This is a genomic window from Burkholderia glumae LMG 2196 = ATCC 33617 (genome assembly GCF_000960995.1).
In the GTDB taxonomy this organism is placed as follows: Bacteria; Pseudomonadota; Gammaproteobacteria; order Burkholderiales; family Burkholderiaceae; genus Burkholderia; species Burkholderia glumae.
Window position 1 is genome coordinate 231899 of record NZ_CP009434.1, and the last position, 23276, is coordinate 255174.

The 23276-nt window shown below is 65.0% G+C and carries 16 protein-coding genes; 3 read left to right on the forward strand and 13 right to left on the reverse strand.

The features are described 5' to 3' along the window. Positions 1–54: 54 nt before the first annotated feature. From KS03_RS02360 to KS03_RS02405, 10 genes are all read right to left on the reverse strand, one after another. Positions 55–1641, reverse strand: coding sequence for an efflux transporter outer membrane subunit (locus tag KS03_RS02360; RefSeq protein WP_012733015.1), 1587 nt, complete (start codon positions 1639–1641; stop codon positions 55–57). Next, positions 1638–4724 carry an efflux RND transporter permease subunit gene (locus KS03_RS02365; RefSeq protein ID WP_012733014.1) on the reverse strand — a complete coding sequence of 1029 codons (3087 nt, stop codon included), beginning with the start codon at positions 4722–4724 and terminating at the stop codon, positions 1638–1640. The genes KS03_RS02360 and KS03_RS02365 overlap by 4 nt, the downstream gene beginning before the upstream one ends. Continuing rightward, a complete protein-coding gene (locus KS03_RS02370; protein ID WP_012733013.1) occupies positions 4721–5824 on the reverse strand; it encodes an efflux RND transporter periplasmic adaptor subunit in 1104 nt (367 codons plus the stop codon). Before KS03_RS02370 ends, KS03_RS02365 begins: the two co-directional genes overlap by 4 nt. A 159-nt stretch (positions 5825–5983) precedes the next feature. Continuing rightward, positions 5984–6418 carry a hypothetical protein gene (locus KS03_RS02375; protein ID WP_012733012.1) on the reverse strand — a complete coding sequence of 145 codons (435 nt, stop codon included), beginning with the start codon at positions 6416–6418 and terminating at the stop codon, positions 5984–5986. Further along, complete coding sequence (locus KS03_RS02380; protein WP_232252199.1) at positions 6415–7572, reverse strand: multidrug effflux MFS transporter; 1158 nt, start codon at positions 7570–7572, stop codon at positions 6415–6417. The genes KS03_RS02375 and KS03_RS02380 overlap by 4 nt, the downstream gene beginning before the upstream one ends. Positions 7573–7662: 90 nt before the next feature. Continuing rightward, a complete protein-coding gene (locus KS03_RS02385) occupies positions 7663–8289 on the reverse strand; it encodes a thermostable hemolysin (RefSeq protein WP_012733010.1) in 627 nt (208 codons plus the stop codon). 13 nt (positions 8290–8302) lie between these two features. Then, positions 8303–9778 (reverse strand): AMP-binding protein, encoded by a 1476-nt coding sequence (locus KS03_RS02390; RefSeq protein ID WP_012733009.1) that lies wholly within the window; start codon positions 9776–9778, stop codon positions 8303–8305. Next, complete coding sequence (locus tag KS03_RS02395) at positions 9775–10704, reverse strand: TauD/TfdA family dioxygenase (protein WP_012733008.1); 930 nt, start codon at positions 10702–10704, stop codon at positions 9775–9777. Before KS03_RS02395 ends, KS03_RS02390 begins: the two co-directional genes overlap by 4 nt. Before the next feature lie 207 nt (positions 10705–10911). Continuing rightward, the gene (locus KS03_RS02400) at positions 10912–11868 is read right to left on the reverse strand and encodes a LysR family transcriptional regulator (RefSeq protein WP_017432188.1); all 957 of its coding nucleotides are present in this window, start codon (positions 11866–11868) and stop codon (positions 10912–10914) included. Between the two features lie 92 nt (positions 11869–11960). Next, complete coding sequence (locus KS03_RS02405; RefSeq protein ID WP_012733006.1) at positions 11961–12500, reverse strand: MarR family winged helix-turn-helix transcriptional regulator; 540 nt, start codon at positions 12498–12500, stop codon at positions 11961–11963. A 107-nt stretch (positions 12501–12607) separates the two neighbouring features. On the opposite strand from KS03_RS02405, the gene KS03_RS02410 reads away from it, so the two are divergent. Next, a complete protein-coding gene (locus tag KS03_RS02410; RefSeq protein WP_012733005.1) occupies positions 12608–13417 on the forward strand; it encodes an alpha/beta fold hydrolase in 810 nt (269 codons plus the stop codon). A 481-nt stretch (positions 13418–13898) separates the two neighbouring features. Here the strand turns inward: KS03_RS02410 and KS03_RS02415 are convergent, their stop codons facing one another. Both KS03_RS02415 and KS03_RS02420 read right to left on the reverse strand, forming a co-directional pair. After that, a complete protein-coding gene (locus tag KS03_RS02415) occupies positions 13899–16577 on the reverse strand; it encodes a YbcC family protein (protein WP_012733004.1) in 2679 nt (892 codons plus the stop codon). A gap of 21 nt (positions 16578–16598) precedes the next feature. Next, positions 16599–18191 carry an NADH-quinone oxidoreductase subunit L gene (locus KS03_RS02420; RefSeq protein ID WP_012733003.1) on the reverse strand — a complete coding sequence of 531 codons (1593 nt, stop codon included), beginning with the start codon at positions 18189–18191 and terminating at the stop codon, positions 16599–16601. Positions 18192–18288: 97 nt separating this feature from the next. Here KS03_RS02420 and KS03_RS02425 point away from each other — a divergent pair, with 97 nt between their 5' ends. Next, positions 18289–19239, forward strand: a complete 951-nt coding sequence (locus KS03_RS02425; RefSeq protein WP_012733002.1) for a LysR family transcriptional regulator — start codon at positions 18289–18291, stop codon at positions 19237–19239. Between the two features lie 316 nt (positions 19240–19555). Here the strand turns inward: KS03_RS02425 and KS03_RS02430 are convergent, their stop codons facing one another. Beyond that, complete coding sequence (locus KS03_RS02430) at positions 19556–21199, reverse strand: methyl-accepting chemotaxis protein (protein ID WP_012733001.1); 1644 nt, start codon at positions 21197–21199, stop codon at positions 19556–19558. Between the two features lie 647 nt (positions 21200–21846). Here KS03_RS02430 and KS03_RS02435 point away from each other — a divergent pair. After that, positions 21847–22983, forward strand: a complete 1137-nt coding sequence (locus KS03_RS02435; RefSeq protein ID WP_171466924.1) for a helix-turn-helix domain-containing protein — start codon at positions 21847–21849, stop codon at positions 22981–22983. The last annotated feature ends 293 nt before the right edge of the window (positions 22984–23276 follow it).

Genomic DNA, 23276 nt, shown 5'->3' on the forward strand with positions numbered 1-23276 from the left:
CGCCATTGGTCCGAGGCCCAAGGTCGGGGAATTGCCGAGCAGGTAAGCGGTCCTTCACGGGGAATTGGAACCGGCCTCTCGGCGAGCCCCGACAGCCATCGACGCCGCCGCGCCGGCCGCCGTGTCTCGATCGGCCGGGGCATCGGGCGCGCGCGGCGTGTCGCCCGCGCGCTGGATCCAGCCGCCGCCGAGCGCGCGATACAGCGCGACGAGATTCGTCCAGCGGGCCAGACGCGCATTGATCAGCGACTGCCGCGCCGAGTACAGGTCCGTCTGCGCGGTCAGCACCGACAGGTAGCTGTCCACCCCGTTCCTGTAGCGCAGGTTCGACAGCTCGAAGCGACGCTGCTGCGCGTGCTCGTTACGCTCGAGTGCTGCAATCTCCTGGTCGTATGTGCCGCGTGCGGCGAGGCCGTCCGATACTTCGCGGAATGCCGACTGGATCGCCTTCTCGTAGTTCGAGATCTCGATGCGCTTCTGCACGTTGGCGAGATCCAGGTTCGCGATGTTCTGCCCGCCCGCGAAGATCGGCAGGGTGAGTTGCGGCGCGAACGACCAGGCCGCCGTGCCGGCCTTGAACAGGCCGTCGAGCGTCGGGCTGGCGGTGCCGAACGCGCCCGTCAGCGAGATGCGCGGGAAGAACGCAGCGCGTGCCGCGCCGATGTTCGCGTTCGCTGCCTTCAGCATCTGCTCGGCCTGCATCACGTCCGGACGGCGCGTGAGCAGATCCGACGGCAATCCGGCCGGCACGTCGGTCAGCAGGTTCTGCGCGTCGAGCGGCATGCCCGCCGGCAGGTCGTCCGGCAGCGGCTCGCCGATCAGCAGCACCAGCGCGTTCAGTGCCTGCGCGCGGGCACGCGCCTGCGCCTGCTGGTTAGCAAGCGCCTGCTCGACCACCGTCTGGGCCTGACGCAAGTCGAGCTCCGAGCCCGTGCCGTTGTCGAACTGCAGCTTCGTCAGGTCGTAAGACGCCTGCGCGTTCTTCAGCGTGTTTTCCGTCACCTTCAGCAGCTCGTCGGTCGACAGCAGCGTCAGGTACTGGTCGGCCACCTGCGACACGAGCGAGATCTCGGTCGCCTGCCGCGCGTAAGACGTCGCCAGGTACTGCGCGAGGGCCTGGTCCTTCAGGCTCTGGACCCGGCCGAACAGGTCGAGTTCCCACGACGCGGACAGGCCGACGTTGTAGGTGGTCGTGAGGTTGCGGCCCGGAATCGCCGCGAGCGAACTCGGCACACGCTGGCGATTGCCGGTTCCGGTCGCCTCGAGTGTCGGCAACAGCCCCGCACGCGTGATCTGGTACTGCGCCCGCGATGCCTCGATGTTCAGCACCGCGACGCGCAGATCGCGGTTGTTCTTCAGCGCGATCTCGATCAGCCGCTGCAGGCGCGGATCGACGAAGAATTCGCGCCAGCCGATCGCGGTGGCCGGCTGGCCGTTCGCGCTGCGCGTGCCGGCCGCGCCCGGCTGCGCAGCGTAGACGCCGTCGGCCGGGTACGCCTGCGCAACGGGCGCGTCGGGCCGCGTGTAATGCGGTGCCAGCGTGCAGCCCGTCGTGGTGCATAGCACGGCCGCCGCGATGGCCAGCCTGCAAAGTCGGTGCTTGCTGCCCCCGTTGCGTCCGGTTACGAATTGCACCTTCATACGGCCTCCAGCACGCGGGCGCGTTCATTGTTCGCCGCCTCGCGATGGCGCTTGGCGATCAGCGTATACACGGTCGGCAGCACGAACAGCGTAAACAGCGTACCGACCAGCATGCCGGTCGAGACCGTGATCCCGATCGCGAAGCGGCTGGCCGCGCCGGCCCCGCGCGCGAAGATCAGCGGCACGAGTCCCGCCACCATCGCGGCCGTCGTCATCAGGATCGGCCGCAGCCGTACCGCCGCCGCGTGCTCGATCGCCGCGCGGCGGTCGAGGTGCTGCGTGCGCTGCAGCTCGTTCGCGAAGCTCACCATCAGGATGCCGTGCTTGGAAATGAGACCGATCAGCGTCACGAGCCCGATCTGCGTATAGATGTTCAGCGTCGCGAAGCCGAGGTACAGCGGCACCAGCGCGCCGCACACCGACAGCGGCACCGACACGAGGATCACCAGCGGATCCCGCAGGCTCTCGAACTGCGCGGCGAGCACCAGAAAGATGACGACGAGCGCGAACACGAACGTGACTGTCAGCCGGTTCCCCTCCTGCACGTATTGCCGCGATTCGCCGAGCCAGTCGATGTCGTAGCCGGCCGGCAGCGGCTGTTTCTCCAGAAACTCCACCGCTTGCCCCATTGTCACGCCCGGCGCGGCCACCGCCGACAAGGTCGCGGAGTTCAGCTGGTTGAACTGCGTGAGCGCGTTCGCTTGGCTGCCGTTCGACACGTGCACGACGGTCGACAGCGCCACCATCTTGCCGCCGCGCGTTTTCACGTAGTAGTGGTTCAGCATATCCGACGACAGGCGCTCCGCGCGCGCGACCTGCGGAATCACGTCGTACGAGCGTCCGTTGTGGTTGAAGCGGTTCACATAGTTCTCGCCCACCAGCACCGCGAGCGTATCGGCGATGTCCTTCATCGTCACGCCGAGCGCGTTCGCCTGGTTGCGGTCGATGGTGACGCCGACCGCGCGGCTGTCGAACGTCAGATCGCTGTCGACCACCGCAAACAGTCCGCTCTTCGAGGCGGCCGCCTTCAATTTCTCCATCGTCGCGAAGATGTCGTTGAAGCCCGTGGGCGCGCGCAGCACCATCTGGATCGGCAGGCCGCCGCTCGAGGCGGGCAGCGACGGCAGCAGGAACGTGAACACCTGGTCGCCCGCGATCGCATTGGCGCGCGCCTGCACACGCGCCTGCAGGTCGGCCGCACTGCGTGTGCGCTTCGACCAGTCGACGAGGTTCACGCCGGCGAAGCCGAGATTGGCCCCGCCGACACCGTTCAACACGAAGCTGGTATCCGCCTCGGGCAGCGAGCGGAACACCTTCTCGATCTGCGGCGCATAGCGTTCGAGGTAGTCCAGATTCGCATACTGCGGCGCCTTCACCTGCAGCATAATCGAGCCCTGGTCCTCCTGCGGCGCCAGCTCGCGCTTCACGCCGCTGAACAGCACGCCGATGCCCAACAGCACGCCCGCGCCAAAGACCAGCACCGCCGGCCGGGCGCCGAGGCTTGCGTGCAGCAGGCGGCGGTACCCGTGCGTGACGCGCGACAGCGTGTGTTCGATCGCCCGTGCGACACGGCCCTCCGACATCCGGCTATCGAGCAGCAGCGAGCTGAGCATCGGCGATAGCGTCAAGGCGATGACCGCGGACACGCACACCGCCCCTGCGAGCGTGAAGGCGAACTCGCGGAACAGCGATCCGGTCAGCCCGCCCATTAGCCCGATCGGCGCGTACACCGCAACCAGCGTGATGGTCATCACGATCACCGGCGAGGCGATCTCGCGCGCGCCGAGCAGCGCTGCGCGCGCGGGCGGCTCGCCGGATTCCATGTGCCGGTGAATGTTCTCGACGACGACGATCGCGTCGTCGACGACCAGCCCGATCGCCAGCACCATCGCGAGCAGCGTGAGCAGGTTCAGCGAGAAGCCGGCGGCCAGCATCAGCGCGGCAGACCCGACGAGTGCGAGCGGAATCGTCACCACCGGGATGATGACCGCGCGGAACGAGCCGAGGAACAGGAAGATCACCACCACCACGATCGCGATCGCCTCGATGATCGTCTCGCGCACCTCGTCGATCGACGCGTTGACGAAGCGCGCGACGTCAAACACGTCGCCGATCCTGACGCTGGCCGGCTTGCTGCGCTCCATCGTCGGCAGCAGCGCCTTTACGCCACGCACGATGTCCAGCGGGTTGCCCGACGGTGTCGCGTTGATTGCGATGTTGACCGCGCGGCGCCCGTTCATCAGTGCGCTCGCGTTGTACTGCTGGCCGCCGAGCTCGATCGTCGCCACGTCGCGCAACCGCACGAAGCTGCCGTTGGCCTCCGATTTCACGACGAGGTTGCCGAACGCGCCGACATCGGTCAGGTCGGTGTCCGCGGAAATGTCGGCGACGGTCAGCTCGCCCTTCAACTGGCCCGGCGCAGCCTGCACGTTGTTCGCCTTCAGCGCGGCCGCGACATCGCCGGCCGAGAGCCCGTGCGCCGCCAGCCGCGACGCGTCGAGCCAGACCCGCATCGCGAGATTCTGCCCGCCGACGATTTCGGCGGACGCCACGCCCGGCACCGTGGTGACGAGCGGCTGGGCCACGCGAACCACGTAGTCGGTGATCTCGGGAATCGACAGCGTATCGCTCGAGAAGCCCAGGTACATGACGGCCGTGGGTGCGTCGGTCAGCTTGGTGATCACCGAGTCGTACGCCCCTTCGGGCATCTTGTACTTGACCTCCTGCACCTTCGCCATGATTTCCGTCATCGCGCGGTCGGCGTTCGCATTCAGGCGCAGCCGCGCCTTCACGACGCTCTTGCCCTGCGTGGATGTGGAAGTCAGATATTCGACGCCGTCCGCGGTCGCGATCGACTGGGCGATCGGTGTCGTCACGAAACCCTGCATCAGCGCCTGCGACGCACCGGGATAGGCCGTCTCGACGCTGATCGTCGCGCTCTCCAGCATCGGGTACTGACGCACCGGCAGCGCAACCAGCGAGCGCAGGCCCACCAGCAGGATCAGCAGGCTGCAGACCATCGACAGCACCGGCCGCCGCACGAAGATGTCGGTGAAACGCGCGCCTTGCGTCGTCTGGCTCATCGCACCGTCTCCCGTTGTGTGGCGGCGTCGGCCAGCGTCTGCACCTTCTCGCCCGGCGCGACGCGCAACTGCCCGGTCGTCACCACCACGTCGCCGGCGCGCAGCCCGTCTTCGATAACGATGCGGCCACGCTCTCGCGCGCCGGCACGCACCTGGCGCACGCGCGCAAAGCCGACGCCGCGCCCATCTCGCTGCTCGACCACGATCACGGTATCCCCCGCCTGGGAGGTCTGCACCGCGGTATCCGGCACGCTGATCACCGCGTCGCGGCGCTGCAGCACCACGTGCGCGTCGATATACATCCCGGGACGCAGCAGCTGGTCCGTATTGTTCACCGTGGCCTGCACGGTGATGTTCCGGGTCTCGTCACCGACCTGCGGCTCGATAGCCGTCACGCGCGCCTCGAACGTCCGCCCCGGATACGGATCTGCCGTCACGCGCACCGTCTGGCCGAGCGACACGCGGCCCAACTCCTTCTGCGGCACCGTGAAGTTCGCGTACAACACGCTCAGGTCCGTCAGCGTCGCGATCGCGTCACCCGGGTTCAGGTACTGCCCGAGGTTCACGCGGCGCAAGCCGATCACGCCGGAAAACGGCGCGCGGATCAGTTTTTGCGTAATGACCGCCTGCGTTTCGCGGATATCGGCGCGCGCGGCGTCGAGTTCGTAGCGGCGCGCGTCGAACGTCGCCTTCGGCTCGGCCCCGTTCGGCACGAGTTGCTCCGCGCGTGCGAACTGCCGGCGCGTGTAGTCGACCTTCGCCTGCAGCCCGGCGAGCTTCGCCTGCTCGGGCGCGTCGTACAGCTGCACCAGCGTTTGCCCGGCGCGCACCTGCGTGCCGGCCACGAACTCGATGCCGACGACGCGGCCCGCGACTTCCGGTGCGATGGTCACCTGCCGTACCGCTTCCAGCGAGCCGACCGCGTCGAGCGTCGGCGCATCCGCCTTCGGCTGCACGACCATCGTTTCGACCGGCAACGGCGGCGACGGCACGGCAGGCCGATCGGCAGCCGATACCCGTTCCGTGCGCCAAAGAAACAATGCGCCAGACAGGACGAACAACGCGCCTGCGGCATATAACACAGAGCGTCTCACCGACATCTCCCCAACGAATCAATCATGACATCAGTTTGCGTGGACTCGGCGCGCCCGGACGTCAACTTTTTGAATCCCCGTTTAAATATTTCGCATGCCCGACACGAAAAAAAAGGCGTGCCCCGGACGAGCGGGACAGCCGGCGAAGGGACAGCGGCCAGAAGGTCAGGCGGCCGTGTCGAGCGATCGCGACGCACGAAGGGACCATGCGCGCGCATACGGGTGTGACAGGGCCAAAAGGACGGCGCCGAACAGCAGCAATGGATTGGTACTGACCGCCCCGCACATGAGGAACAGCATCGACATCGCTGCCGCGCCGGCAATGCCCCACGCAGTCGCGATGCCGAGCAGGATCGACAGCCCTGCTGCCAGCTCGAGGCAGGGCACGACCAGGTTGACCGCGGCAAGGTTCGGAAGCGCGAGGTGTACGATCGCGCTGGACAGCGCGAGCCGAACGGCTTCGGGCGCCGCCGTGGACCGCGAGACGGCAGCTGTCAGGAAGGGCCCCGCATCGAAGTGCCCGACGATCTTCGTCAAGCCCGCCCAGCTCCAGAACGCGCCCAGTACCAGCCGCAGCGCGAGCGCGAGGCCGGCCTTCATCGCGCCACCTGTGGATGCAGGCGATGCAGTTGCCGGAAGCCGATCATGGTCACGCCCAGCAGACACGCGAACATGATGGCGATCGCCGCGTTCGTCTCCATCGGCAGCGCGCTGACGATCCCCGACACGATCGAGCCGAGCGCAAGCATCAGGCATCCCTGCAGGCTTGCGGCGGCGCCCGCGCGGCCCGGGAACAGGGCCATCGAGCGAGCCATCGCGTTGGAGAAGATGAAGCCCTGCGCAAACGCGATCAGCATGATCCCGCCGAGCGCGGTCGCCAGGCTCAGCTCGCTGCCGCTCGATGCCACGCAGGCGACCCCGAGCGCAAAGGTCACGATGCCGCCGCGCATCAGCTGCTCGCCGTTGAAGCGCCGGATCAGGCTCCGGTTCAGCGTCGTGCCGCCGAGGTAGCACACGCCGACGCCGAGCGCGGTGGCACCGAAGTACGACGCGGAATGCCCGAGGCGGGTTTGCACGATGTACGGCCCGATCACGTTCCACATCAGGAACGCCGAGAAGCTCATCCCGAGCATCGCCACGGCCGACTGGAAGTGCGAGTCGGACAGGATCTCGCGATAGCCCGCAATGGTCTGCCGCGGCGTGCGCCGCAGCTCCGGCCGCAGCGTCTCGCGCAGGCCCGCGAACGCGAACGACAGCACGACCAGGCCGTAGCCGCAGTACACCACGAAGTTCCAGCGCCAGCCGGCCCACTCCTGCACGTGTCCGCCCACATACGGCGCGACCACGGGGCCCAGCCCGAACGCGAGGCTGAGGTAGACGATCGCGACGCGGAAGCGGTCGCCCTTGAGCCGGTCGACCAGCACGGCGCGCGCCACGACCTGGCATGATCCGATCGCGAAGCCCTGAATCGCGCGTGCCGCCATCAGCACCTCAAACGAGGGCGCGGCGACCGCGAGCGCACTGCCGGCGATGAACAGCGCAAGGCCGAACAGTATCGACGGGCGTCTGCCCCACCAGTCCGTCAGCATGCCGAACGCGAGCTGGCCGATCGCATAGAACACGAGCGTGATCGTGATGGTGTTCTGCATCATGCTCGGCATGACATTGAGTTCTCGACCGATGGCCGGAATGCTGGGCGCATAGAGGTCGATCGCGATCCCGCCGACGCTGTTGATCAGCGGGGCTAGGAACACGAGGAAATTTTCGTATCTGTTTGAGTTCGACATGAGGACGCTCCCGAAATGACGGGACAGGCCGACGCGAGTGCGTGCGGCCTGCCGGAATCAATGACCGTTTGCCGCGTATTCAACCTGCCTGAGCGGCATACGGGCCGACGGCGGATCGTCGAGCGGGCTCCACATCGGCAAATCGGTGCGCCTGGCCATCTCGTCGATCTTCACCATGATGACGCGCGGGGAGTTGTCGTAGTACGTACCCCAGTCGACATGGTGATCACGCACCCGGCTCACGCAGGCGCGGCCGAGATCGTCATAGGCGATTTGCAACGACTGCACGATGTAACGTACCCGCTCCGTCGCCGTCATCAGCACGTACCGGTAGTGGTGCTGGGCCAAGGTGCGGAACACGCTCGCGATCAGGTAGCGCCCGGCACCCTTCGCGCCGAATGACGAAAACTGTCCGAGCTCGACCAGCTCCGCACGCGAGAGCCCATACAGGCTCGTCAGCGATTCGTCGAGGTAGTGCTCGGAGAACAGCCGGGCACTGTCGCCCCAGCTGAGCCCGAGACAGGCGTATCCGGGCAAGGTCATCTTGCGGTCGGTCAGGCACCAGAACTGGTCCGGGCGCGGCTCCGGACGCGCGCCGTGCGCCTGGTAGTAGTGCTGCGAGACCGCGAGCTGAATCTCGCGATAGGCGTCCTGGCCGGGATGAAAGGTTCGTACGATGGGCACGATCAGCTCCCGATCAGTAAAGCGACGCCGCGTGATCGCGCTCGATCAGCTGACGGCGCGGTCGCCCGGTGACCGTGTAGTAATCCTTGCGGAAACGCTCGATGTCCGTCACCACCCGGAACCGCCGCACGCGTGCGAAATCCGCGAGCCGCGGCTCGATCCGTGCCATCTCGTTGCGCACGGCCGCTTCGTCATGCGTGGACAGTACGATCGCCGCCGGCTCTTCGCGCCCTTCGCCGAACACCACGATGTCGTCGATCAGCGCGCTTTCCTTGTAAACCGTCTCCACCCACTCCGGCGAGATGTTGCGCGCCGTGGACAGGATGATCACGTGCTTCTTGCGGCCGGTGATGTACAGGAAACCATCGACGATCTCGGCGAGGTCGCCGGTATGCAGGTAGCCGTCGGTGAGTTCGCACGACGTATCGTCCGAGTTGTAGTAGCCCGCGCAGAGCGTCGGCGTGCGCACGCGCAGCTCGCCGTCGACGATCACCGGCTCGATCCCGTCGAGGAAGGTTCCGGCGGAGCCGATGCGGCGTTGCCCCGGATAGTTCAGCGAGATGATCGAACTGTTCTCGCTGAGACCGTACGCTTCGTAGACCTGCACGCCGCGCTTGTCCAGCGATTCGAGCACGGTGGCCGGAATCTTCGCGCCGCCCGTGATGATGTGCGGGTTGCGGCGGCCGAACAGTTGCGTCGCGGCGATCGACTCCAGCAGCGCATCGGCCTCCTCGAGCAGCTTTGGCGGCAGATACAGGAAGTTCGGATCGACACGGGCGATCAGGTCCAGGTATTCGCGCGCATTGCCGCTGCGCGCGCCGTACTCCGCGTAGTTCGCGGGCATCAGCGTCAGCGAACCGCCGGACAGCACCGGCAGGAATACGCCGAGCACCTGTTCGATCAGCAGGCTCATCGGCACGATCGACAGGTAGTCGAGCGGGCCGGCCGGCACCCGCTTCAGGACGTTGGTCACCAGCAGGCCGACAGCCTCGTCGCGGATCTTCACCCCCTTCGGCTTCGACGTCGTACCGGACGTATGGATGATCCCGCAGATGCCCGGCTCGATCCGCTCGCCGGCGGGCGCGCCTGCTGCGGGCCATTCGTCATGGTCGCCCGCCGCGTTGATGCACGAGATGCCCGGCAGGATCGAGCCGATGCGGGCGGCCGTTTTCGCATCCTGCGTGAAAATCGCGGTTGCCTTGTGCAGCAGACTGCCGATCTGTTCGTCGGAAAACTCGATCGGCACCGGCAGGAGCACCGCCTTCACGCGCAAGATCGCGAGCATCGTTGCCACCCACGTGTAGCTGGAGCGCGCGGCAATACCGAACACGAGACCGCTGCAGTCGCCGTATATCTCTTCCAGCTTGCCACCGATCCGCGCGACGTCTGCGCGCAGTTCATCGAGCGAGTATTCACGGCCGTCCATCTCCCGCACGACAATACGGTTCGGCGCTTCGGCGAAATGGCGTTCGATGAGTGCGCTGATCATGCGATGGCTCCCTTGCGATAGCTTTGCGCACCGAAGATGCGGCGTCCCGTGTCCGCGAGCCGGCGGCGGCCGTGCATCACGCGGCTGTTGTCGATCACGACGATGTCGCCCTTGTTCCAGAACAGGTCGTAGGTGTAGCGGGCGGTCACGTCCTTGATTTCGTCCCACACCTCGAAATCGATGTCGGTACCGTCCGCCCACGTGATGAGCGGCGGCTCGTAGTTCACGCTGGGACCGAGCAGCGAGTTGCAGAACGCGCGGCGGCCGGAGAAGCAACTGACGGTGATCGCATCGGTCACCCGCTCGGACGCCACGAGAAACTCGTCGAGACGGCGATAACGCTGGCCTGGCACGCGCTGATTGACGACCTCGAGGTGCGAGTCGTTCACTTCGTGCGCCGGCAGCTGCAGCTCGACGCTCAGGAAGCGCTGCACGTTGGGCCAGGGAATGCGGCGCGAATACTTGATCTGGCGTTGCTCGAACAGGCGGCGCACGGCCGGCGTCAGTTCGTGCAGCACGCGCTGCCCGTCGCAGATCGTCGTCTCGGAACCGACGCGGGCCGGCGCGAGGCAGTAGAACCATTGCAGGTCGGGCGTGAACGGCAGGTTGCCGTTCTCACGGTGCAGGCCCATTTCCAACTCGCCGGCATCGATTTCGGCGGTATTTTCCGTCGAGGTCTTGCGCGCCGGATCGAACGTGACGCGTGCCGAATGCAGGCTGACGAAGCGGTTGAAATCGTCGAGGGTGTCGGCGAAGTTACGATAGATCACGACGCCCGAATGGGCGAGTTGCTCATACAGCTGGTCGGTATCGACGAGATCGATTGCCTTTTGACCAGCATCGAGGCTTTCGATCAACTCGAAGCCGAAACGCGGTAACGGTTTGTGCTGAACCCTCGGAGCGACTATATCAACAACATCCATCATGGTTGCCTCTCAGTGTGGTTAGTTTCGTGTTCGAACTGCGGCTTCGTCGAACGCTGACTAATCTACCGAGACGGCTGAGCATACTATTTTAAAAATTAAATGGTGGATGCAAATTTTGTTCAGGGTCCTGCAAGGAAACCCCGCTTTGCTTCCTCCGCGGCAATGAACCGGCAGCCGCGGTGATCGGCCAGGGCAGGCCGCTCGCGGCTAGGCGCGAGGCACGTCTCCCGGCTCGAACGCATTGGCGTTCGCGAGGTCCTTGAACAAGCTGCGCAGGGTGCGGAGGTCGGGGTTCCTTTCCATCGACATCGACCAGACCACGTCCAGCGTGAAGGTCGGAAAGCCGAGCGGTACATCGCAGACCTGAACAGTCGCAGGGATCGACAGATACTGCAGCAGGCGCCGCGGCAACGTCAGCGAAACCGGCAGCCGAGCGACGATGTTCAGGCTGGCCTGATACGTGTTGGCGCGCGCAACGATACTGCGCGAGCGGCCGAGCTTTTCGAGCCAGCCGTCGATCATGTTGCGCTCGGATACCCACGGCGTAGGGAACACGTGGTCCATGTCGCAGAATTCGTCGAGCGAAACGCGCGTCGACGGCGCGAGCTTGCGCGATGCGGTCAGGCATACGAAGGTGTCGGAGAGGACCGACTCCCATTGCAGGTCGGGGTGCAGGCGGTGATAGCCGGGGCCGAAGCCGATCGCGAAGTCGATCTCTCCGGCCAGCAACCGTTCTACCGGGAGGTCGCGGCCGAGGCGGTCAACGATCAGCGAGGTTTCGCGGCCACGCTTCATGAACGACTCGAGCACACCCGGCAGCAGCACCAACTCGAAGTACTCCGGCGCGCATACGCGCATCACCCGGCGTGTCGTTGCGGTCACCTGATCGTCATCCATGTCGGCGCAGTGGTTCACCGCATCGATCACGTTTCGCAGATAGGGCTCGATAGCCTCGGCCTTGGGCGTCGCGACGAGGCTGCCGTGGTCAACGTCGAACAGCACGTCGTGAAAGCAATTGCGCAACCGCTTCAGGCAATAGCTGACCGTGGGCTGGCTGATGCTCATGACCTCGGCGGTACGGCGAGCGCTCTTGTGCTCGTACAAGCACAGAAATACCATCACGTCCTGAAGATCGAGCTGGCGTAATACGTTACTGTTAAGCACGATATATCCTTATCATTTTTGTTATCGCCGGTATCATCTTTTCAGTGCCCATCTTAAACTCATCGACGCGCGGCATGTCACATTCGCTCCCCTCATCTCCATTGCGCGGCGTCGTCGGGTAGGAGTGCTTGGCCCGGTAGCGCGAGAAGCGCGCGCTTCAGAAGTGCGGCAAGTATTTGCCGATCGTCCCGATCCAGCCCGCCGAGCAACAGATTCTGCGTGTCCACGTGCACATTTACCGCCTTGTCGATCAGGGCGAGCCCCTCACGAGTCAATCGCACGGCCATGCCCCGGCCGTCCTGCGGATTCGGGACACGCTCGACGAGGCCGGCCTGCTCGAGCCGCATCAGCCGGTGGGTGACCGCCCCTGAGGTAATCATCAGTGACCGGTATAGCTGGGTCGGCGATAGTTCGTAGGGGGCGCCCGCCCGTCGAAGCGTGGCAAGCACGTCGAATTCGCCCTCCTTGAAGCCGAACGGCGACAAGGCCTCGGTTCTCGCCTTCTCGCAGTGCTTTGCCAGGCGAGCCAGACGTCCTAGAACCTCCATCGACGCCACATCGAGCTCCGGCCGCTCGTCCCGCCATTGCGCGACGACAAGGTCGACGTGATCTTGCATGGGCAGAGCCGTCATCAATATCCTCGCATTTGAAAGGGGCTCAGGTGCTCCACTTGTCGTCAATATATCTTAACATTAAGATAATCACGGGGCACACGTGGGGGCAGCAATGGAGCGGGCAGATGACAAAACTATCATTCAATGACCACGATCTTTATTACGCGGATGTCGGCAGCGGCCAGCCGATCATACTGATTCACGATTTAGGTAGCTGCGGTCTCGCATGGGCACGGCAAATGCCGTTTCTGCGTCAAGCGGGTTATCGCGTCATCGTGCCGGATCTTCCCGGGCACGGTGCGTCTTCGTATCCGGACCGCACGCTCGACGTAAGGGAGCTTGCCGACGGCCTGCAGTTTCTCCTGGATTACCTTGGCCTCGAAAGCGCCGCGCTCGTCGGCATCTCGCTTGGTGGAGCGATCGCGATGACGATCGCCATCGATGCGCCGACACGCGTGGGCAAGCTGGTCGTCTGCAACGGCTTCTCGAACCTGGTCGCCGACGATTCGGTCCGCCGCTTCGAACTCTGGAAATCCGGTTTCCAGCGCGACGGTGACACGATCCGGTGGTTCGAGGAAATGTGGCCTTTGATGGTGAGCGCCGAATTCGCGCAATCGGAGGATGGTGAAATCGCGTATCAGATCGGCCACGCGCATGCGGCCACTACCGATGCCGCCCAGCTCGCCCGCCTTTGCAACGGAATCGCGAACTACGACGTCAGAAGACGGCTGAACCTGATACGCAGCGAAACGCTGGTGTTGCAAAGCGAAGATGGCAGCATTTTTCCGGCCGCCGAAGGGCAGCGGCTCAGGGTCATGATTCCGGGTGCCCGCTTCGAAACACTTCCCGGGGGCGGACATCATGCAAATCTCGACCGCGCCGGGGCATTCAACTGGGCACTATTGCGCTTCCTGACCGGCCCCGTCACTGCATAGTCATCCGTATCAATATCCGTGGAATCGTCGCCATGCAGGGATGGTCGCCACCGGCGCGGCCGGCGAACCATCCGGCTGCGCGCCCGCAGTCATCGGCTTGCGATCGATCGGGCTCGAGTCAGCCAGCCGTGAGCGCGGCGCAAGACGCCCGCCCCTCGAGCGACAGCCGGCGCGCGCGGCGGCCCGGCATGCCGGCCGCATGCCGGTCGCGCATCGGCACGCCGGCACGCCATCCGTCGCGGACATGCTATCGGCCGAGCCGAGCTAGCCGAAACCCTGGCACGTCGACGCCGGCTGCACCCAGCCGCCGGCGCCGATTTACCGGGCCCTTGCATCAACAGGCCAGCCCTTCGCCAATCCGACGACACGCTTTCCGCCCACCAGCCACGAGCCTTCGCGAATGGTTCAGGGCCGACATGTGGGCGACGGATACTTTGTGCCAGCCCGGGCTTCCATCGGGCTGCTGTCGACGCCGAAACGCCTAGCCGGCAGCGGGCGCCGTGTCTACGCCGCTTCCGCTATCGTGTCGAACCGGCCCGCCACCGCGCCGGATGCCAATGCGCGGGGCCGGGAAAGCGCTCGACTCCAGGCCCATCTCAAGTTCGTGCCAGGCCCCATCGCTGAAACGCAACAGCCCCGACTCACCGAAGCGCCAGAGATGAAGCCAGCCGTTGTGAAGCAATTGCCGCACGGTCGGATGCTGGTCGATCACGCGCTCGATCGCTGCGCCCGGCGCATCGATGATCACGGTCAGTCGCAAGGGCTCGTGCATCCAGCGGCGGCCATCATGCAGCGACTGTTTCGAGAGGCCGATGCGCAGGTCGCCACTATTGCCCTCAAAGACGCCGATATGCCCGCCGACGACGTTGTGGAGGACCTTGTTGCCACAGCCCATGTGCGAGGGATCGCAGGTCGAGGCATGGTATTGCCAGTTGATCCAGTGCGCGACGATCATCGGCGCGGTCATCAGTTGTTCGAGCCGCCGGCCCTCGGTATCGTGCGTGCAATCGTAGTCGTGCAGAAAGCAGCGACCATCGAGTACGGCGCCAAGGCTACGACGGCGGGGCGCGATGATGAAGGCGGCATTGCCGGCCAGCCCCCATTCCGGACGGGTTTGCGCGCCGTCGTTGGCACGCTCGCGCAAGCGGGCCAGTAGCCGGTCCGCTTCCATGCGCGGGTCGAGGCCAAGGCGCACCGCACGCTCGCGGCGCACCTGATCACAGGCATGGCCGAACACGCCCAGCAGCTTGTCCCAGCGCGCCGCGGCGCTCGGGCTCAGGAGATCGAGGTCGAAGCCTTCGATCTCGTCGGTCGTGGTGTTGTGCAGGGCCGCGACGAAGGTCGTTTCGCGAGGCACGACGATGCCCCGCTGCTCGAGACCTGCGTGCACCATGGGATCGTTCAGGATCTGCGCGAGCGCGCGTGCGTTCACTTCGCCGCTCTGGCCGCAGCAGGCGCCGCAGTCGAGAGCCGCGGCATGCGCATTGTTGACGCTCTGGCTGGCGTGGCCGATGAGGACGACCAGTGGTGCAAGCGTGCGTTCGATTCCCATGCCGCGCAGGACGCTCGCGGCGAGGTCGACCTTGGTTTCGTAGTCGGTGCCGGCGAGCGTGGGACGGCAGAGCGCCTTGTAGCGGTTCGGCAGACCGGCGAGGTCGTCGCGAACGCGCTGGTTGCGCGACGGCTTCAACCACTGTCGCATCTTTCCCAGATAGCCCAGGCCGGCAGCCTCCACGAAGGAGAAGGAGGTGCCGGGCAACCGGGTCGCGGCAGACACCTGATTCGACAATCCGAAGCGTGTGCGGCGGGCCTCGCTCGCCGCGCCGCTCATGGTTCCGTCGCCTTGGCCGGCCGTTGCCGATACCGCATCCCTGACCTCCAGGGCAGGGGCCAGCAGGCCGGGAAGCTGCGGGCGCCGCGCCGACGTGGCCAGCGGCGTGTAAGCGACGGGAAGACCGAAGAACCCGGCGAAGCCGATGGTGCGGACCGCCGGCCAGATCGACTCGACGGCGCGGCGCAACGGCTCGCTGCGCACGTCGATGCAAAACGCAGCCTGGACTTCGATCTCCGATGCAGCGTGTTGGGTTGCCCGGGGCCCCCCGATCGCGACGAGCTTGCTGGCCAATTCGCGCTGGTAGCCGGCCTCGAAGGCGAACTGCCAGACCTCGTCGACCAGCAGCTGCGCGTGCGCATCGGCCAGCAGCGCTCCCGAATCTCGCCAGTTGCCTTGCACGGCCGCAAAGGCGCGACGCGCCGCTGCATCGTCCTTGCACTCGAGCAACAGCGCGCCCCATGCCAAGCGGATGGCGAGCAGGTCGCGCAGGTGTTCGTCGGACTGGCCGCCCAGCCGAGCCTGCCAGCCGAGGTAGGCGCACCAAGACGCCCAGCCGTTGACCGTCAGAAGTACCGCCTCCAGGTAGTCCGCCCACACCGCCTGCGGAAGGCCGAGCCGCTGCAGTACCCACGACTCGGCATCCTGGCGCGTGGCCGGCAGCGCCTCGAGCGACTGGCCGAGACTCGGCAGGCCCATCAGCACGCCGATGCCATGGTCGTGCGAGATCGTGTCTCGCCAGAAGGCATAGAGGCCCTGGCGATGATGTGGCCGCCAGTCCGCCTGATGCTCGTCGAAGTAGGCCGCGCAGGTCTGGCTGACCTGATGGGTGATCGCCTGACGCCACGACAGGCGATCATGACGCAACGGGTCGTCGTCGAGCACGTCGATCAGCAAGGGCAGGCGGGTGAGGTTGAGCGGACGCGTCAACGCCTCTATGCAGGTGCGCTCGGTCATGCCGGCCGCTTTCGCGGCCGGCAGGGCCTGCAATGCATACCGTAGATCTGCCGGCGTGATGCGCCCCGCTTCCCATGCCGCGCGGACGTGATCGCGCGACGGAAACACCTGGATATCGGCGAGCACCGCCATCCGGGCGGCCACCTCCCTCACGGAGCGGCCGATGCGCTCCCAGTAGGGATTGACGGCGATGGCGCGATCGAGCGGCCAGGCTGGCGCGATCGATCTGCATGCCGTCTCGCATGCCGCCTCGATATGCTGGCGCTGGTGTCCGCGAGGCGCAGGGTCGGTGCTGTTCGCGGAGCGGGCGGCCTCGTCTGCCGAGCGGGCCGCGCGGCGCTCATCACCTTTTTCGAGTGTTGCAATGCTCATGTGATTCTCCGGATAAGCGGCTCATTGCTCGGTGAGAACGGGCGACGCGCCCGCTGCCGGCCGCGGCCCTCGGGCGGCGTCGCGCGGCGCCCAGCGAGCCGGCCAGACGCGCAGGGCAAAGCGCGTGTAGAACTCGTCGACATAGAATCCCGCGTAGCTCCACCGCCACCATGTCGGAAAGCGTTGCGGGCTGCGCTGCAGCGTCGCCAGGCCGAGATAGAGCAGGGCGATGCCCGCTAGCGCGACCGGGCCCGCGATGCGGAACGGGGTATCCGTGACGCCGAGCGGAAGTTTGTGCGCGAGCGTGGCGACGGCCGTGAAGACCGCGACCAGCCCGGCACCGAAGAATAGGTGCGTCCCCGCGCGGGCGAACGCATTGCCTTGGGCCAGCGGTATCCAGAGTAGCGGCGCCCATGCCAGGGCAAGGATGCCGCTCCACCACCATGGCCAGTTGCCGAACGGCAGAAGCGCCTGCACGAGCACGACGACGGCGAGGCTGCCGGCCGGTGCAAGCACCAGGCTGAGGGGCGCCGCGTCGCTCCGACCGCGCATGATCCGAAGCCGGGTGTCCTGCACCGCAGACGACGCGGCAAGAAAACTGTGGGCCTTGTAGAGCGAGTGGCCGATCAGGTGCAGCGCGGCCAGCTGATACAGGCCGAGGCCGCACTCGAGCACCATGAAGCCCATCTGTGCCACGGTGGACCACGCCAAACGCACTTTGATACTGATGCGCGTCAGCATGACGAACCCGGCCAGGAACGCGGTGCCGAGGCCGAATGCGACCAGCAGCCAGCGCGCGGCAGGGGCGACCGCAAGCAGCGGTGCGAAGCGCATCAGCAGGTAGCCGGCAAGATTGACGACGCCGGCATGCAGCAGTGCCGAGACCGGCGTCGGCGCCTCCATGACCTGAATCAACCACCCGTGGACGGGAAAGAGCGCCGTGCGCAAGACGATCGCCAGTACCAGGCAGACCGCACTCGCCTGCAAGGGCGCCGACGCGCCATACATCGCAATATGCTCTCGAAGTGCGGCGAACGTCCCGCTGCCCACTTGCGACCACGCCATTGCCGCCGCCGCCAGCAGCAGCAGGTCGGTCAGGCGGTCGGCGATCCGCTTCTTGTGTGCCGCCAGCAGCGCAAACGGACGATTCCGATAGAAGCACAGCAGATGGTGCAGCGATGCGCCGACACCGGCCCAGGCAGCGATCAGGAGCAGCCAGTGGCCGGACAGCAGGAGCACGTGCACCGACGCCAGGACCCCGGCCAACGCAGCCGCGTAGCGCGGCTGCCCCGGTTCTCCTTGCAGATAGCGCCCGGAGAAGACGCCGATCACGGTGCCGAGCAGCTGCACCAGCGCGGCCATCCAGGCGGCGAGCGGCGTCACTTCGATCCAGGCGGTCCACCCGCCCTCATGAGCCGCGGCGCGCTCGTGAAGCGTCGCCAGCACGACCGGCTGGATCAACACGATCAACAACGCGACCGCTGCCAGCCGGTGGAAGGGTTTCCACACGTCGCGGCCGTCATCGGGCCGCCATGCCAGTCGACCCGCGGCTGTCGACATGAGCGCCGCCGGCGCCAATGCGCAGAGGAATAAGACGAGGTGGGTGGGAATCATGGCGAACCTCTCGCAAAACAATGCGATAGATGATGTCCGACGCCAATTATTCTGTAAAATATATTTTATAGAACGAATACATTGATAAAAGAGAACGATGCGGATCGAACATCTGAACTTTCACCACCTCTTCTACTTCTGGCGCGTGGCTCGCACCGGCCATCTGACTCAGGCGGCGGGCGAGCTTCACATTTCTCAATCGGCCCTCTCCGCCCAGATCAGACAGTTGGAAGACCGGCTGGGCGAGGCGTTGTTCGAGCGCGAAAAGCGGCGTCTGATTTTGACGGACACCGGCCGAATGGTTTTCACGTATGCCGAAAACATCTTCGGCCTTGGGCAGGAAATGCTGGGTAGGCTCCAGGGCCGCTCGGAAGGCATGGTTCGCTTGCGCGTGGGCAGCGTCGCCACGGTCTCACGCAACTATCAGGAAAACTGGATTCGACCGCTTCTCAGTGATCCAGCCGTGACGCTCACGCTGGAATCGGGCACGCTCGACGGACTCGTCGAGCGGCTCCGGCAGCATCAACTGGATATCGTGCTGGCCAATGAACCCCTGCCGTCGGACCCCGATCAACCGCTCCATTGCAGTTTCCTGGGCAGTCAAGCCATCTCGCTGGTCGGGCCTGCGAGCACTTGGCATGGCCGCAGCCTGCGTGTGCCCGACGACCTGGGCGGGCTCGATGTGGCGTTGCCCGGGCCGCGCCACGCCTTGCGCGCGCAGTTCGACGCGCTGTGCACGTCGGTTGGTGTAAAACCGCGCATCAGGGCGGAGGTCGACGATATGGCGATGCTGCGGCTCATAGCTCGGGACAGTGGCTGGCTGACGGTGCTGCCCGAAGTGGTGGTACAAGACGAGTTGCGACAGGGCGTACTGGTCAGCGTGGGAGAAACGCCTGAGCTTCAGGAGCACTTCTACGCGATTACGACGCCCCATCGGCATCGCATCGAACGCCTCGAAGAATTGTTTGCGGGCGCCACGCTTCCCGAGCCGAACCTGCTCGGCGCGATTTCATCGCCCAGGCACGCGCCTGTTTCGCCCAAGTCGTAATATTGGTTGCATAAACAACGAATCAATACCATGGCCGCGCGGATGCAGTGGCGCCATTGCCGCCCGCTCCGGGCCCGGCCGTACCCGCCTCTCTGCCGTGGTGCGAGCGCGGGGAGGCGCTCCCGCGCGCTCACCGCCCTGCCGATCATCCGGAATGCGGCGACCGACCCGCCAATCAGGCAGGCCAGCGCCGCGTGGACGGCCGCCGCTGCCTGGGCCGCGCCGCATCGACCATGCGGCGGATATCGGGCGATTCGGATGCGGGGACGCCTCCGGTGATCCTGTTACGCATTCCGGCGGCGGCCGGCCGGCACCGTTACGCTGCCAGCCCGCCGCGGCTCAATCGCGGCATCGCGCTCGGTGCCGGGGCGGCCGGCGCCTGCCGGCTCGGCTTGGCGGCCTCGATCCGAAACACCGCAACCGCCTGGCGCAGCACCCCTGCCTGATCGGCCAGCGCTTGCGCCGAGGCCGAGGCCTGCTCCACCAGCGCCGCGTTTTGCTGCGTGACCTCGTCCATTTGACTGACCGCCACGTTCACCTGCTCGATCCCCCTGCCCTGCTCCGTCGATGCCGAGGCCACTTCCTCGATGATGTCGGTCACCTGCTGCACCGAGCGCACCACGTCGGTCATCGTCGAGCCCGCCTCCCGCACCAGTCGCGAGCCCGTGCCCACATGCTCCACCGACGCGCTGATCAGATCCTTGATCTCCTTGGCCGCCGTCGCGCTGCGCTGCGCCAGCGTGCGCACCTCGCCCGCCACCACCGCGAAGCCCCGCCCCTGCTCGCCGGCTCGCGCCGCCTCCACCGCCGCGTTGAGCGCCAGGATATTGGTCTGGAACGCGATGCCTTCGATCACCGCGATGATCTCGGCCACGCGCAGCGAACTCGAGGAAATGTCCTCCATCGTCGACACCACCCTGTTCACGACATCACCGCCGGCGGTGGCCGTAGCCGACGCATTCGCGGCCAGCGAGCTGCCCTTGCGGGCGTTGTCGGTGTTCTGCCGGACCGCCGAGGTCAACTGCTCCATGCTCGCCGCGGTTTCCTCCAGCGAGGCCGCCTGCTCCTCGGTGCGCTGCGAGAGGTCGACGTTGCCTTGCGCGATTTCGCCAGCGGCAACCGCGATCGATTCGGCCGATGCCTTGATGTCCGCCACCATTTCACCCAGTCGCCCCCGCATCGACTCGAGCGATGCCATCAGGCTGTGCGTATCGCCCTCCTCGATCTGCAGGCTCACGGTCAGATCGCCGGCCGCGATGCGGCGCGCCACCTCCTGCGCCGCGGCCGGCTCGCCGCCCAATTGCCTCAGGATGCCGCGCGTGATGAAAAAGGCGGCGAGCGAGCCGACGGCCAATGCCAGCGCGACGAACGTCCATGTCGCCGCCTGCATGCGCTCCGAGCTCGCCTGGGCCGCCTGGGCCGCCTGGTCGTTTTGGGCATCCTCGATATCGGCGAGTTCATCGAGTCGCGCAATCCAGGTGTTTGATGGCCGACGGGCCTCGCCCGTCAAGACCCGGATCATGCCGGCATTATCGTTGGCCCTGCCCAGGGCGACCGCCTTGGCCCATAGGGGCTTCGTGGCCGCCTCGTCATCCTTCAGCTTGGCGAGTAGATCCCGCTCGCGGTCTGAAATCGATGGCTCCCGGGCAAAGACCGAGGCCAGCTTCGCGTACGCATCGGCATAAGCCTGTTCCTGCTTGTCGATGCGTGCGCTCTGCCGGTCGCGCTCGGCCGGATCGGTCGACAGCGCCACGTTGCGAACGGCGATGGCGCGGTCTCGCACGGTGGATTTCATGCGGTTCGCCAGTCTTGCCTCCACGTTGTTCAGCGAGGTGATTTCGTACAGGCTCGCTGCGAGCGTACGCTCGGCGTGATAGGCACCTGCCGAAATCAGCAGGAGCAGAAACAACACAAGCCCGAAACCCAGGGCGAGGCGGGTCGAAACTTTCATTTTTTCCATTTTCTGTCTTCAGTCTGGTGGGGGAGCCAACGAGTCACCCTTGATTACGTCCTGAAAACTGGAAAATTTAGAAAATTTATACGCGTGTATATTTTTCAAAAGAGTTGAAATATATACATCCTGACGCGATCCGATTCGTTCGTGTGCCTATCCACTTATTGGGAATGTTGAGCCAGGGTATCACTCCCGTCATCAGCGAGCAGATGCATAGAGGGGAAACGCCAGCGGTCACGGGCTGCGCACGCCTGCCCCTGGATCTCGCGGTTGCAGACAAGGCGGAGCAGAGGCCGCCCGATGCCTAGCGGGCGCGACGCCGGCCCGCTCGAGCGCGGCATTGGCTAACGCGTCGGCGGTCCGGTACTGGCGCGCGGCGTCCGACCGTTCCTGATCGGTGTCGAGCAAATGCCGGCTTCCTCGACGCTTGAGCGCGTCCCATCAATTCGGCACGCTCTCGCAGTCGAGGCAGTATCGTCAAATTCAGTGGTTACCATACCCCGGCAAGCTGTCAGCCAGGCGAACGTCGCCAGCAAGTTTTGTCGCTGCCGAAACTTAGTTTATAACTTGGGCCGGTGGGAAGGCGAAGATCCGATGAAAATCCAGATCATGTTCGCCGAAATAGCTGACCACTATCATCGAAATCCGAAGCCATGTCGACTGCAAATCGCCATAAAACAGCACCTCCCTCGACGTTCATTGAATCATCCGACCGGGAAACCACGGCCCAGCCGGACAACCCGCTATCGCCGCCCATGGTCCAATGCGAGACATCGGCGCTTCCCGTATCCGATCGTTTTGCGATTTGGCGGGAAGCCCTTTCAAATATCTTCGACGTATCCTTGCATCAAACGGCGCCAGGCGACACGTTTTTCGGCTCACTCACCGCGTATCACCTTGGCCCCGTTCTGCTCGGCGAATGCCGAACCTCTGCTCAGCGATACTTGCGATCACCAGTCATGATCAGGCGGGACGACATCGATCATTATTTGATTCAACTCTATATAAGTGGAGAGATTCACGGTCTTTACGGATCAAAACCCACGCATTTGACGCCTATGACATTAAGCGTACTGGATATGTCCCGCCCGGTCGACAGCCTCGGTACTCCCTTGCACAACATCAATCTCCTCATCCCTCGCGATCTACTGGCGCCGCTGATCGCGCAGCCGAACCACATGCACGGCCGAATATGGACGTCCGATGCTGCAACAACCGCGCTGGCCGCAAGCCATCTCGTGACGCTCTTCCGTCTGGTGCCGACGCTGGATTCCAGCCAGTTGAGCGCAGTCGTCGACGTCACCGTCAATCTGATCGCTATTTGCCTGGGCAGCGGCGAGCAAGCTCGCGAAGCCTTGCTCCCTCAACGCGACGCGATTTCACTGCGCATGGTGCGCCGCTATATCAGACGGCATATTCGTGACATGACACTCTCGCCAGCGTCGCTATCCACCGCACTGGGCATTTCGCGCTCCCGGCTGTATCGGTTATTCAAGGGTGAAGGCGGTGTGCACGAATATATTCGAAGCTCCCGGATGCGCTTGGCACTCAAGGAAATTTCGGATTCGAAGTATCACCACCGCCGAATCGGCGATATCGCCTACGAAATCGGCTTTACCAATGAAGCCCACTTCAGCCGCAGCTTTCGCGAGAAGTTCGGCATGAGCCCGAAAGAGGCGCGCGAAGGGGCGCGGCGAGGCGACAAGGGGCTGTTGAGCGCGCTGGACGGAGCTAGCCGGCCAGGCAACGGCAATCTTCCAGCATGGGTCAGCAGCCTTGATACCCCATAACGCCCTGTATTCGGTTGGCACGGAATGCAAGAACTTTGGGACGCTACCGTCTGTCGCCTCGCATCATATATCCGTATGATCATTGCTGCAGGTCCGACCTGCTCAAATTACAAAGATCCGAGGGGCCAAATCATGAAAGATTAAATAAATTCCTGCAGTGCACTGCTCTGTTAACCGGCTGTCGATGTCAAACATAGCTGACTTCATGCACGCCGCCTTACTTCTGCCTATCAAATAGAAGCATAACGTGCTCACCATGTTCGGCAGTTCGCTTGATCCCTTCGGGCGGCGCG